Below are 13,743 nucleotides of genomic sequence, written 5' to 3'. Positions count from 1 at the left end.
TCGGTGAGGATATCTGACTTTCAACTGTCCCACGCTCGACACCCACCAAGGTCGCTCGACTTCTCCCGCAATCGCTCTATCGATAACCTGCCGAGTAACTCGAAGAGTCAATAACTACACCTTGAAGCTGTCGATCAGGTGACACCCGGCCCGCGGTCCGTTTCACCCGCGACGATGCCTGACTGTCGGCAATGGCCGATTGCACGACAGCGGCGATTACGGATGTACAAACCCCTCCACCTCCTGCAAGAATGCGGGGCAACGAGGGCTCCACGATCCGATCCGCGCACGGCGCCCCGCAACCTGAGCCAAAAGTAGGAGTGCGTCCATGAGCAGGCTTGCCAAATCTGCAGCAAGCAACCGCAGTCAGTGGCTGATGGCCGCGATGCTGGCGGTGCTCTGCTGCCTGTGCCAGAGCGCCTTCGCGCAAGCGGCCGGCAACGCAGCGAGCCTGCGCGACAAATTCCAGAGTCTGACGCAGCAGCTCGCGCACAACCAGTTCCAGCGACCGCTCTACCTCGAATCGCAGGAGTTGCCCTCGGCGCTCAAGGGCGATATTTACGGTGTGCTCAACTATCCGTTCGCGACGGTCAACGGCACGCTCAACGACCCGACTCAGGGCCCGGCCAACTGGTGCGACGTGCTGATCCTGCACCTGAACACCAAGTACTGCCATGCATCGACGAGCGCCAGCGGTACGGTCCTCGCGGTGAACATCGGCAAGAAAACCGAGGAATCGCTTTCCTCGTCCTACCGTGTGCAATTCAACTATCGGCCGGCCGCGACCAACCCGGATTATCTTCGCGTGGAACTCTCGGCCGCCACGGGTCCGCTGAGTACGAAAGACTACCGTATCGTGATGGAGGCGATACCCGTGGGCGATAACCGCACCTTTATCCATCTGACCTACGCCTACGGCTATGGCACGACAGGACGGCTTGCGATGAAAACCTATCTGGCGACCATCGGCAGCGACAAGGTTGGCTTTTCCTCCACGCCCGATCAGTCGACGGGCGAGACGCAGTACATCGGCGGCGTGCGCGGCCTGGTGGAACGCAATACCATGCGCTATTACCTAGCCATCGATGCGTACCTGGGTGCGCTTTCCAGCCCGCCCAACGCCCGCCTCGAAAAACGCCTCACCGACTGGTTCGATGCGACCGAGCAGTATCCGCGGCAATTGCACGAGGTCAGCCGCGCCGACTACATGCAAATGAAGCACAACGAGTATCAACGTCAGCAGACCGCCCAGTAGATTGCGCAGCAGCGCGGGCGTCGTTGGGACCGGCAGGTTCTGTGAGGTCGCGCAATGGATTCGGAAGCGCGTCGTCCGATATCAATTCTCGCCGGCGTTGCACTGGCGCCGTCACGACTCAAAGTTTTGATCCCTTGGCAAGACCGAGTTTTTCCATTGCCTCATGTGCATCGATCACCAGCGTAGCGATCTCGCTCACCGTGACCCGGAGACTTGTCGCTCTCGAGCGAATGTGCTCGTAGGCTTCATTTTCGCTGAGCTGGTGCGCCTCCATGAGGATGCGGATGGCCTTCTCGACGTGGCGTCGCGCCTTGACCGCTTCCTCGAGCTTCGCGACCTTGCTGTGCAACCGCTGCTGATAGCCTGAGGACGCGCGCGCGAGCACCAGGGTGCTCAGGATGCCGGTGGAACGATAGGGCTTCGTGATGACGCCATGCGCCTGCGTATCCACCAGCATTTTTAGCGCCGTTGGATTCTCGTAGTCGGATAGCGCGATCAACGTTGCTTCGGTATCGGCTGCGCACCAGTTGCCCGCGCTGCGGGTTTCAGGGCCGACGAGAAAGAAAATCGCGTCGACATCGGCCGGCAGCTGCGACGGAAACGGCCAGAGCACGCGCACCGGACAGCCGATGCGGCGCAACTGCTCTTCCAGAACAATGCGGTCGTCGCCCGGCGGATGAATCACGAGGACGCGCAGCGTGCGTAGATCGTCGAAAAGGCGACGGGCCCCCGTGCTCATACCGATTCTCCATCGAGCCAGAATTCCGCGAATCCGTACGACGTCAGATACGGATCAGGTTTGATCGGACCTCGCCCCTCCCAGACTATGTCGAACGAGCCGTCCGGCCGGCACACGGCAATGCGCGGCGTCAGTATCGCGTGATTGTTCTCCGGGTCGATTTTCAGCAGCCCTTCCGGCGAATCGAATTCGACTTCGTGCACCGCCTCCACCAGCTTCGCCGTATCGAGACTTCCGCTACGGGCCAGCGCCAGCGCAAAGAGATGCACCTGGTTATACGCCATCTCCGACCACATGCTGGCCGGTTGATCGCCGAATCGCGCATGCCATGATTTCAGAAAGCGCTCATTACTCGCGAGGTTCAGCGTGTTGACGTAACTCGCCGAGATGATGTGGCTGCCGCATAGTTCGGGGCCAATCATCCGCGTTTCGCCTTCGGTCATCGTCAAGCTTGCAATCGGAATCTGTGCAGGGTCGATATCGTGCTCGCGATACAGCCGATAAAAAGCACGCGCACCTCGCCCGATCAGAGTGGAGAACACGACGTCGGGCTCGACGCTCCTGATCTGCCGCACCACTTCTTCCAGCGCCGCCGGATCTGCGTCGCTCGGCAGATAGAGTTCTTCCACGATTTCACCGCCATGCTGCTCGACCATGTCGCGCATGATCCGGTTCGATTCTCGCGGATAGATATAGTCGGCGCCCACCAGAAAAAAACGGCAGCCATGATTGCGCAGCAGGTAGGCCGCCAGTTGCATGCTGTTCTGGTTCGGCACCGCGCCGGTGTAGATCACGTTGGGCGAATACTCAAACCCTTCGTAGATCGAGCAGTACCATAGCAATGCGTTGGTGCGCTCGATCACCGGCAAAACCGCCTTTCTGCTCGACGAGGTCGAACAGCCGAAAATCACGGTCACGTCGTCTTCCTGCAGCATCCGGGTGGCGAGCCGGCGGTATTCATCGGGATCGCTCTTCGGATCGTAAACAACGGGGTCGAGCAGGCGCCCGCTCACTCCGCCGGCCGCGTTGACTTCTTCAATCGCGAGCGCCGTGCCGAAAAAATGCTCCGACTCGGTTGCCGAAGTCACGCCCGTGCGCGAGTACAACACGCCGATGCGCCAACCATCGTCCGCGGGCGCCGGATTGGCCGACTGTCGCGAGCTTGCCTCCATTTCGCTTCCTCCTTGCATCGCTTCCTCGTTTCCTAGGTCGCGGGAACACGTCCCACTGACGCAGCGATCGCCTGCTCGACGAACGCAGCAGCCTCGAGGCATCGGGCATCGTCCCACGGGCGGCAGATCACCTGCACGCCAATCGGGCCGCCTCGTGTGCCCTTCAATCCGGGCACGTTCACGCACGGGCAGCCGAGCAACGTCCAATTGCGATTGAATGCGGGGTCGCCTGTGGACGCCAGGCCGTCGGGCGCTTCGTCGGGTGCGCTGGGCGTCAGCAGTCCGGTCATACCGTCGAACAACCCGGCAAGCCTGGTCTTCGCCTGTTCCGCGAGAACACACGCCTTGGCGTAGCTTGTCGTATCCACCCTCGCAGCACGCTCAAGAAAACCGGCGAGCAGTGGCGATAGATCGGCACGGTGATGATCGTACTCGAAGCCCAGTGCCCGATATGACTCGTAGCTCTGAATCGTATTGTGCGCGGCGACCAGGTCGGCCATCCACGGAGCGAAACGCACACGCCGCACACGGCCCCCCGCCTGCTCGATGGCCCGCACCGCCGTGTCGAGCGCGGTGCTGGCATTCGCGGACGGTTCGGTCCATGGGTAGCTGTCCGGCACGCCGAATACCGGGTTGGCGGATACATCGCCCACGGCCAGTTGGTGGCCCGACAACACCTGCGCGAGGTAAGCCACGTCCCGCGCGCCGGCGCCAAACAGGCCAACCGTGTCCAGCGACCACGAAAAGCACTTCATGCCGACGGTCGGCAACATGCCGAGCGTGGGCTTGTAGCCAGCGATGCCGCAGAACGAAGCGGGCCGGATGGTCGAGCCGCCGGTCTGCGAACCGATCGCGAAAGGCACGATCCCGGCGGCCACCGCGGCGGCCGACCCGGATGACGATCCGCCGGGGGTACGCGCCAGGTCGCACGGATTGCGCGTCACCGGCGGGTTCATATAGGCAAACTCGCTGGTGACGGTCTTGCCGATGACGATGCCGCCGTTGCGCCTCAACAGCGTGACAATCGCGGCATCGGACTTCGGCTGATGGCCTTCGTAAATTGGAGAGCCGTAGCAGGTGAGCAGGTCGCTCGTGTCGAAGATATCTTTCACCGCGATCGGCATGCCGGCCAGCGGCCCCGTTGCACCAGCAGCCGCGGTCAACGCCGTTTCGCGCTGCGCAACGGCCGTCAACGCCCTCACCTCCGGCTCGACTTCCTCGATGCGCGCGAGCGACTCGAGGACGACGCGACCGCGCTCGCGAGGGTCGGCGGCAGTTTGCTCGAGCATGTCCAGTCCGGAGCGGGGTCGATAAAATGAGTTTGCGTTCATCATGTGTCGCCTATCGTCATGGTCGTCCCGCATGTTACACACGCAAGTGTTCGAAGATCGATCCCACCGCCGCTTCATCCTTCGCGTTGCCATGCTCGAGGATCTCGCCTTGCTTGAGTACCGCGTAGCGGTCGGCAACCTTCAGCGCAAAGGGAACATTTTGCTCTACCAGCAGCAGCGCCGTGCCGTGCTGGCTGCGTTCCCATAGCAGCGCGTCGGCGAGACGTTCGATCACGGACGGTTGCAACCCTTCCGTAATCTCATCGAGCAAAATGAGCGAAGGACGCATCATGAGCGCGCGCGCCACCAGCAGCATCTTCTGTTCGCCGCCGGAAAGCGTGCCGGCCAATTGCTTCAGACGACTCGCGAACACCGGGAACACCGGCTCGATCCCGGCAAAGCGTTCGTCGAACGCCGATGCCTTCGCGAGCCCAAGACGCAGATTGTCGCGGATGGTGAGGTCCTGAAACAATGCGTGTTCCTGAGGCGCGTAAGCAATGCCTTCTCGCGCGATCTGGTGAGGCGCCATGCGCGTGATATCTTGCCCCCGCGCCCGGATGGCGCCGGCTTGCTTCGGCAGATAGCCCATGATTGTCTTGAGCACCGTCGTCTTGCCCATGCCGTTCTTGCCGAGCAGCGCGACGGCCTCGCCGTCGGCAACGGTCATCGACAACTTGCGGAGCACGACCGAAGCCTTGTACCCGCTCGTCACGTCCTGCAATTCCAGCGCGATCCGGCTCATGACGCCTCCTGTTGTCCGACGTTTTCGCCTGCCGCGGCGCTTTGCGCGGTCCCTGCATAAATCGTTCTGACCAGCTCCGAGTTGACTACTTCGTCGAAGTTGCCTTGCATCACGATACGCCCCTGATGCAGCACCACGATGCGCGTGGCAATCCCGGCCACGAAATCGAGGTCATGTTCCACCAGCAGACAGCAAAGCTGATACTGGTGAGCCAATGCGGCGAGCACATCCCCGATTTGCGTGCGCTCCGTTTTGGTCAAACCTGCCGTGGGCTCGTCGAGCAGCACGATCCGTGGCTCCAGGGCGAGCACCATCGCCAGTTCCAACGCCTGCTGCTGCCCGTGCGACAGATCCTTCGCCACGGCGCCCAGCCTCTGATCGAGATGAGTGGTACGAAGCACCTCCAGCGCATACGGCGGCAGCGCAAGCGTAGTGGAACGTCGGAACAGCGATGGCCGTTCGATGATGGTGCCCGCGATTCTCAGGCACTCGGCAACGGTAAGCGTCTCGAAGATATTCGCGTTCTGGAACTTGCGCCCCAACCCGAAATGCACGCATCGGTCCGGCGGCAATTGACGGACATCGTGGCCACACAGCACAACCGTGCCGGCGGAGCGTTCCGCACCATCGCTCATGCAGCGCATGAGCGTCGTTTTGCCGGCGCCGTTCGGGCCGATGAGACCAACCAGCTCACCTCCATTGGCGTTCAGGTCGATGCCTTGCAACACTTTCAGGCTGCCGAAATGCCTGGCAACGCCGCTCATCTGCAGGGCCGGCGCTGACAGATCCCGTTGATGAGCCACACCTACGTCGCGTTCGACCAGTTCCGGTTCGGCGCCATGACCGGCCAGATGGCGCAATGGCTTTAGCAACAGCGGCACCAGACCTTGCGGCAATAGCACGATGACGGCCACGAACGCGGCGCCCAGGATCAGTTGCCACGCGAATGGCATGCTGCCGCTGAGATAGGCGGTCCCGACATTGATCAGAAGCGCGCCGATCACCGGCCCCCACAACGTTCCTCTGCCGCCGAGCGCGACCCAGATGATCAGTTGGGTGCCGAGGACAAACCCGGCCAGCTCGGGCGCGACCACGCCGCTGAACGATCCGTAGCCGAATCCCGCGAGACCGGCGATGGCTGCGGTCGCAACCAGCAAGGCGATCTTTACGAGCGACGTATTGATGCCGAGGTACGAACAGCGTGATTCGTTGTCGCGAATGGCAGCCAGCACGCGGCCGCCGTCGCTTCGCACGAATAGCCACGCAAGCGTGGCGACGACCAGCAGCGCCGCACCGGCAAGCCAGTACCAGGCCTGCAGCGAAAGATCGAAGGTCTCGTAGCCGGTGAGTCCCGAACTCGAACCGGTCCACGCGCCGCCGGAGAGTAGCAACTGGCTGAGAACGATCGGCAATACGAGCGACATCACAGTCGCGAAAAACGGCGACGCGCCGCGATAGAACGACAACCAGCCGAGCAACGCAGCCACGGCCGCGGTCACCGCGATTGCCGCGCCCAGTGCGAGCACCACATAACCCGCCGAGAAACCACCGTGCGTAAACACGAGACCTGCGGCATAGGCCCCAAGACCGAAGAACGCCGATTGCCCGAACGTCAGATAGCCGGTGTAACCCCACAGAATATCCACGGTCACGGCCACGATGGAAAAGAAGAAAGCCTGAATGAGGACGTTGAGCAGATACGAGCCGAAAACAAGCGGACCGGCGGCCAGCAGAACCACACCCACCCCACCGGCCATGAGCAGACCGCGTCCGTGAATGGTTGGCCGTTTGCGTGCTTGCCCGTCGCCTTGCACAGTTGGAGCACCGGCACGATGCACCGATTCGTCGACTTTAGCCATGAGAGAACCCCTTGGGACGAATCCGCAACGTGAGCGCCGCCAGCACGGCGATCGTCAATCCGCCCAGTACCGGACTGACGAACGTGCTGACCAGCACCTGGCAAGCGCCGAACACGAGGCACGTCACCAGCAGGCTGAGCATCGAGTGTCCTGAAACCATGACCAGCATGAACGCGCTCACCAGCCACGGCAGCCCCATATCGGGATCGACGCTCGATAGCGGCGTAATGAGCGTGCCGGCGAGGGAACCCAGCGCCGCGCCCAGACTGAAGGTAATGAAACGGATGCGGCCGGAATGAATGCCGAGACCTCGCGCCAGGTCCTCGTTCATGATCACCGCGCGTGTCCTGATGCCAAAGCGCGTTCCCGCGAGAAGCGCGCTCATGAGGACGCACAGACCGAGCGCGATCGGGATCAGCAGCAAACGGTAGGCAGAGTAATCAGTCCCCGCGATAGTGACAGCCCCTTTGAGCGGCGTCTCCACGAACTGCGCCTCGCGGCCAAACGCCATCACGATGAGCTGCCCAATCACGATACCCAGACCCCAGGTGGCGAGGATCGCGTCGAGCGGACGCTTGTAGAGCGGCCGGACGATCACCTGCTCGACGAGCATGCCCACGGCGGTACCCACCACAATCGCGAGTGGCAGCCCGAGCCACGGACTCAGCTTGAGCTGCGTCACGACGAAGCTCGCGTAGGCGCCTATCGTCAGCAGCGCGCCATGGGCGAAATTGACGATTTTCATCACGCCGAAAATCACCATCAATCCTGCGGTCACGATGAACAGCACCGCCGCGGTTGTGAAAATATCGAGTGCAAGAACCATTGTCTTCTCCAGTCGCATCCGCCTGTGCGTTGCCTGCGGATATGCATCAGGCGGATGCCGTATTTCGAGTTGCTTCTACTTGATGTTCGGGCACTGCGCGCCCGGGTCCACATTCGGGAAGGTCTGCAGGATCCTCACCGAGCCGTCCGGCTGTATCTGGCCGAGGCGCATGGCAAGAGGCGTGTGCCGGCTCCTGTTCATGGCCACCGGTCCGCGCGGTCCGTCAAACGACACTTGGCCCAGCGCCTTGATCACCTTGTCGGCGTCGGTGGAGCCCGCCTTTTCCACCGCGGCCTTGTACAGGAAGAAGGCTTCGTATTGCGGCTCGGACAACTCGTTCGGCGTCTTTAGATCCTTGCCGAATTTTTTGTCCATCGCAGCGAGAAATTTTTTGTTGCCCGGCGTATCGATGCCCGTCAGGTAGGAGCCCGACATGTACATACCGGCGGCGACGTCGCCCATGCTCTTCGCGGTGCCTTCGTCGATCGCCAGGTTGCCATAAGGCAGCGTCATGCCGGAACCCTTCAGCTGTTTGGCAAGCGACACGTTGGGTGCGCCGCCGGCCGTCGCGCTGATCAGCGCATCAGGGTGAGCCGCACGGATCTTGGAAAGGATCGGCGTCCAGTCGGTGCCGTCGATCGGCAAGTACTCCTCGCCGACTACCTTGCCGCCGTGCTCCTCGATATATTTTCTGGTGAATCCAAGCATGCCGCGGCCAAAAACGTAGTCGTTGCCGACCAGATAGAAGGTCTTGGCGCCCTTGCTTTTCGCGAAATAATCGACCACCGGCGCGACCTGCTGCTCAGGCACCCAGCCGTTCACGTACATCCACGGACTGCACGAACGGCCCTCATAAAACGACGTGTACACCAAAGGCTTCTTGCCGCGCGCCACGATTGGCAGCGCCGCGTTACGCGCGGCGCTCGTTTCCATGGAAATGATCGCGTCGACGTTCTTCTGGAACACCAGCGTGTCGTACGCCTTCTGCGCGCCGACTGCACCGGATGCGTCGTCGGTGATGTCGAGCTGCACCTGGCGGCCCATGATCCCACCCGATGCGTTGATTTCGTCGACGGCGAGTTGCGACGACTGCACGACGGCCGGCGCAACCACACTATTTGCGCCGGACAGTCCCACTGCTACACCGATTCTGATCGGATCGGCGGCGAGTGCGCTGATGCAGGTGCAGGCCGTGGCGAGCGCCACGACTGCGCCGACAAGGATGGGTTTGTTGAACGGAAGCATGGATTTTTTCCTCACAGTGGTCGAATGAAATGTTTGTGCTTCATACAGGTGCGATGGGATGCGTCATGAACGCGACGCAGGCCAGCCGGTGCCCAGCATCGGGTCGTACACGTCCGCGCGCCGGTCGTGCAGCACGTGATTGAAGGTGTTCAGCGTGCGTTCCGAACGGGTGCGCTCCAGATCGATTGAGGCGTACAGGATTTCTTCGCGATCGACACTGGCCGGGCCCGCGACAGGCCATCCGTTACCGCCCACGATCAGGCTCTGGCCGATGAACGGCTGACCGCGCTCTGTGCCGATGCGGTTTGCGCATGCGATTGCCACGCCGTTGCTGTGCGCAGCCGCCATGGTGAGCGTCGTGGCCATGGCGGGACGATCGTCCGGTTGCGCGGGCATCGGCACCCAGTTGGTCGGCACGCAAACGATGTCCGCATCCTGCATCGCGGCAAGCCGGTATGTTTCGGGAAACCACCCGTCGTAGCAGATTGCGATGGCGATTCGTCCCAGCGGCGTATCGAATACTGGAACGCCACGGTTACCCGGCTCGAAGAAGAGATGTTCGTTATTCCACAGATGCAGCTTACGATAGACGCCGACGTGACCCGCGGGGCCGGTCAGGATTGCTGAGTTGTAGAGTTGGTTGCCAGCCCGTTCGGCGATACCGCTGACGATATGGACACCAAGACGGCGCGCCGTTTCAGCAAGCAGTTGCGCGGTTTCCCCTTGCGGCAACGGTTCGGCCAGCGCGAACGCCTCGGCGCGATCTGTGAACACGTAACCGGTATTGGCCAGCTCCGGCAACACCACCAGGGACGCACCGTGATCCGCAGCGGCTTCGATGTGCCGGATGCATTGCGCCACGTTCTCGCGCTTTCTGCCGACATGAGGCTCCATCTGAACGCATGCAATGACAAGGCCCTCGAGGCCACGTTCCGCGGAGTTGTACTGCAATGTCACCATTTTGTCTCCCAAAAGCAAAAAGCCCCCGAACCTGCGTTGGACGCGAGTTCGGGGGCTACATAGCCTTCCAAATGTGGCACGGCATCGTTGCCGTGGAACTGCCAAAAACTGACAGTTCAGTGGGAGAGAATTTATGAAGTCAAATTCACGATGTCAAGAGGTTTGGCAGCCTATAGGGAAAGTACTCGCGGGTCGCCCACCATGCCGGCCAGCGTCGCCGCCACAAGGTTCCATGCGTTCCGAAATCCCGCGCCCAGTGCGCCCCTTCCGTCTCGCTGCCGGTGCACTCGACCCGAAGGTCTGATCATCTGACGGAGCGTCGCAACGAACGGCCCTTGAACGCACTCGTTCCCCTAGGCCTACAGTCAGATCGACGCACGCACCTGGATACGATTGACGACGCCCCCGATCGCATCCATGCACCAGGCGTCCTGTTCCGCTTGCCGGCTTTCGGCTTCGGTCGCCACCCAACCTGCTAGCGTGATCCTGTGGTTTTCCACGTTGATGGTGATCTGCGCGGCGCGCACGCGCGGATCGGTTTCGAGCACCAGGTGCAGGACGTCGGACATTTCATCGTCGCCGTCCGCTTCGGCGGGCACCAACTCCAGCAGGTTCACCACGTCGCGGCAGCCGCCGACCCACCAGGCAGTCACACTCGCCAGGCGCCTGTGAGACAGGCTGATCACTTGCCCCGTCAAGGTCACCACACCGTCCTTGACCGTTATCTCGATGACGCCGCTGCCGTCGTTGCCCGCTTCGTCCATGGTGCCGCGCAGCACTTCGAGCTCGCCCTTCACCCGTGCACAGATCACACAGTTGCGGAAATCCACCGCCTGAGCCAGCCGCTCGCAGATACGTGTGCGCAATTCGCCATCCGCGACCGGCGGGTTGGCGGTGACACGCAACTGGTCGACCACGCGTTTGCCCTCGCTGTGTAGCCGGGTCAACTGAAGAAGGCGCTTCTTGGATGCGACATCCGGCACCTCGCCTGCCACGGTCAAGGCATCGTCGTCGAAACTCATATGAATGGGATGATTGTGAAGCTTCAGGTGTGATTCGCGTTCGAAGGCTGCCACCACCTGCTTCAGGACCGTATCGCTGCGTTGCATGATCCGCCTCGCGCAAAGGTTGGGGACGCAGCGCGCTTCAGGCCGCGCTGCGCAAACCGGGCCGGTCACATCGGCATACCCTGCATGCGACGGGCGAAGCGTGCCCGCTCGGCTCGGTCCATCAGATCCAGGAATTGATCCGTGTCCATATGGATCAGCTCTTCATGATCGCCGGCCTCGAAATAAACGTCCGGCTGCAAGGCGAGGCTCTCGTCGAGATAGGTTTGCATGCCATAGGCCGTACAGACCGGCGGGAGCGCTCCCGCGTCGCAATCCTTGAACAACTCCCGCAGATCGGTCTCTTTGGCGAGCACGAGATGGCGTCCGGTCTTTGCCCATAGCTCGGAGAGCCGCACGGCGTAGGTCGATGGCAGCACGGTGGCCACATAGCCATGTTCGTCTTCAAAAAGCACGGTCTTGGCGAGGCGATCGCCGGGAATATGCGCTGCCGCCGCGGTTTCGACGCTGGAATGGCTGTATGGATGATGCACGATTTCGTACTGCGAGCCCTTGCTGCGCAGGCAGTCCTGGAGCGTGGCTGAGATAGACATGACGCACCTCCGCTGAAAGCAAACAGGAAACTACTTCGCGAGATCCTTTAAGAATAGTTCGCTTTCGCTAGCGTGTGAAAAACATGCGGACGGCAGCGCCGTGACTGCGCGGGCGCGACAGTGAATGGGACGGTTACCTCATATGGCAGATGGCCCACCGCCGCTATGATAGGTAACGCCGCCGAAGGTTTCATCGGCCGCCGCGGTGGGCAAGGGCCAGGTCACTGATTTATTTCAATGCCTGACGCGTCACGATGGTTGACCCGCTCCGGAACCTCCGGGCGCTGTTGCGGGTGCAGTCAGGTCGTCAGCCGCTGCATGCCTAGCCGGCATGCCGCCTGATTCGGTTATTTCAACCCGCAGACTTCCTTGATTATTCCAGTAGGCCCAACTGGCATCGTTGGCGAAGCAATACAGGTACCCCGAGTAGGGAGCCTTAATCTCCACTTCCCTACCAATCCTGAAGTAGAAGGGTTCAGGCGGCACGCCTGTCCTGCCCGGTTGTCCTGGATGTGAGATTGCACCGCAGAGTTCGAACCAGTTCGCTTCCCCGACCCGCCTCGCCCACGCAAACAGGTGTTGCATCCAGTTACCCGGCGTTCCTTGCGCGCCGGATGGAGTGTCCCCATTCAGCCACGCTTGCCCTTCAGGCACCTTGAACCGGTAGCTCGTCCCTTCCTTCATGAAAATACCTGTCCAATTCCACAACGAACTGGCGAAAACCCGCACCTGAACCGCCGACGCAGGGTCTATGTTCGGTCGATAGGGAGCCTGAAAGATTGGCGGACTAGCCTGCCGTTTCAATGTCAGATCCGATATCGATTCAGAACATCTTCGTGAACCCTTCGCCAGATACGGAAAGGATCGAGGGCGAAAGCCGATTCTCCTGTAAAAGCCGGTGAGCGAATTGTGAAGCACGCCATGTATTGCCGATGGCGACAACTGGTCCGCATGGGCTAACTGCTTCAACATGTCGGGTTCAAACACCGCGCCGCACTGCGCGGCCTCCGAGATCATCCATTTGAGCGTGGCATCGGAAAGGCCGGTCTCTTTGTAGCCACCCCCAACGTCAGCATGCACGCCAGGAAACCACACTTGCGTCACGCGTGCCAGGTCGCAACCATCCGAGTCCATCCACAACGTTGGAGAGAAGTTGTTCCGCTGCTCATCGATTGCGAGGGCATGTACCGCGCGTTCAACTTCCGGCGGGAGCCTCGTGTCATGAAATTCATAGCGCTTTCTGCCGAAGCCGAATATGTCCACAATTTCCGGGATGCCGAGCGCGCCCACCGTCTCCCACACCCCCAGGAAACGAATGGGCGGAGGTTTGCCATGCTCGATGCGAAACCGTTCCTGCCGGCTGACGCTTTCCGGTATTTTCGGGTCGAGCCGGTAGAGGTTCCATGCTTGCGTCACCAGCGTCCAGCTTGCCTCGCGAGGAAGTCCACAGTGGTGAAGCATGCCGACCAGGCTTCGAGCCGTGAACGCGCCACGCGAGAAGCCGATGACAAAGATTTCGGAACCTCCTTCGTAGTGATCGGACAGCCACTTGTACGCGGTTCGAATGTCGCGGGAGAGGCCTAGTCCTAGCGCGCCATCCACGAGGCGACGCACCCGGCCTTCGTTAGCGCCAATGCCGACGTGATAGTACCGGAGCTGCTCGACGCCATCGTCGCCGCGCTCACGCAATGCGTTGAAAAAACGCACGACATTGGTTGGTACGAGCACTCCCTGAAACTCGTCGCTCTCCGAGTTCCATGTGCCGTCACAGCAAACGAAGAGTCTCTTCATGTTTGCGGCCCTGCTCGTCCGGCGCGATTCTGATACGAAAGCATGACCCGGCATGTCGGGAAACGAAAGGTGCGCCCCGTTTGCTTTTACGGCGATTCACGCGCAGCCCGGCCTTTCCGCCAGGCCCTGGTGATTGACACCAACATGACATTGAACCATGTCC

At 61.3% G+C, this 13,743-nt stretch carries 12 protein-coding genes; 1 reads left to right on the top strand and 11 read right to left on the bottom strand.

The annotated features are described in order from the left end of the window. The first annotated feature begins 328 nt into the window (after positions 1–328). A complete protein-coding gene (locus P0D73_RS17255) occupies positions 329–1,255 on the top strand; it encodes a hypothetical protein (RefSeq protein WP_408285236.1) in 927 nt (308 codons plus the stop codon). 118 nt (positions 1,256–1,373) lie between these two features. Here the strand turns inward: P0D73_RS17255 and P0D73_RS17250 are convergent, their stop codons facing one another. From P0D73_RS17250 to P0D73_RS17200, 11 genes are all read right to left on the bottom strand, one after another. After that, entirely contained in the window at positions 1,374–1,994 is a 621-nt protein-coding gene (locus P0D73_RS17250) for an ANTAR domain-containing response regulator (RefSeq protein ID WP_408432240.1), read from the bottom strand. Continuing rightward, complete coding sequence (locus P0D73_RS17245) at positions 1,991–3,166, bottom strand: transporter substrate-binding domain-containing protein (RefSeq protein ID WP_408432238.1); 1,176 nt, start codon at positions 3,164–3,166, stop codon at positions 1,991–1,993. Before P0D73_RS17245 ends, P0D73_RS17250 begins: the two co-directional genes overlap by 4 nt. A 32-nt stretch (positions 3,167–3,198) precedes the next feature. Further along, on the bottom strand, positions 3,199–4,500 hold the full coding sequence (locus tag P0D73_RS17240) for an amidase (protein ID WP_408432236.1): 1,302 nt from the start codon (positions 4,498–4,500) through the stop codon (positions 3,199–3,201). A 31-nt stretch (positions 4,501–4,531) separates the two neighbouring features. Beyond that, positions 4,532–5,239, bottom strand: a complete 708-nt coding sequence (locus P0D73_RS17235) for a branched-chain amino acid ABC transporter ATP-binding protein (protein WP_408314903.1) — start codon at positions 5,237–5,239, stop codon at positions 4,532–4,534. Next, positions 5,236–7,098, bottom strand: coding sequence for an ABC transporter permease subunit (locus P0D73_RS17230; protein ID WP_408432234.1), 1,863 nt, complete (start codon positions 7,096–7,098; stop codon positions 5,236–5,238). Before P0D73_RS17230 ends, P0D73_RS17235 begins: the two co-directional genes overlap by 4 nt. Next, the gene (locus P0D73_RS17225) at positions 7,091–7,924 is read right to left on the bottom strand and encodes a branched-chain amino acid ABC transporter permease (protein WP_132377517.1); all 834 of its coding nucleotides are present in this window, start codon (positions 7,922–7,924) and stop codon (positions 7,091–7,093) included. The genes P0D73_RS17230 and P0D73_RS17225 overlap by 8 nt, the downstream gene beginning before the upstream one ends. Before the next feature lie 75 nt (positions 7,925–7,999). Continuing rightward, on the bottom strand, positions 8,000–9,169 hold the full coding sequence (locus P0D73_RS17220; RefSeq protein WP_408178157.1) for a substrate-binding protein: 1,170 nt from the start codon (positions 9,167–9,169) through the stop codon (positions 8,000–8,002). A gap of 63 nt (positions 9,170–9,232) precedes the next feature. After that, a complete protein-coding gene (locus tag P0D73_RS17215; RefSeq protein ID WP_408432231.1) occupies positions 9,233–10,129 on the bottom strand; it encodes a nitrilase family protein in 897 nt (298 codons plus the stop codon). A gap of 365 nt (positions 10,130–10,494) precedes the next feature. Further along, the gene (locus P0D73_RS17210) at positions 10,495–11,238 is read right to left on the bottom strand and encodes a BON domain-containing protein (protein ID WP_408178159.1); all 744 of its coding nucleotides are present in this window, start codon (positions 11,236–11,238) and stop codon (positions 10,495–10,497) included. Positions 11,239–11,303: 65 nt separating this feature from the next. After that, on the bottom strand, positions 11,304–11,789 hold the full coding sequence (locus P0D73_RS17205; protein ID WP_132377521.1) for an aminoacyl-tRNA deacylase: 486 nt from the start codon (positions 11,787–11,789) through the stop codon (positions 11,304–11,306). Between the two features lie 249 nt (positions 11,790–12,038). Next, positions 12,039–13,580, bottom strand: a complete 1,542-nt coding sequence (locus P0D73_RS17200) for a T6SS phospholipase effector Tle1-like catalytic domain-containing protein (protein WP_408432229.1) — start codon at positions 13,578–13,580, stop codon at positions 12,039–12,041. Between the last annotated feature and the right edge of the window lie 163 nt (positions 13,581–13,743).

It is taken from the genome of Paraburkholderia sp. RL18-101-BIB-B (assembly GCF_046026985.1).
GTDB lineage: Bacteria > Pseudomonadota > Gammaproteobacteria > Burkholderiales > Burkholderiaceae > Paraburkholderia.
This window is presented reverse-complemented; position numbering and strand designations above follow the sequence as displayed.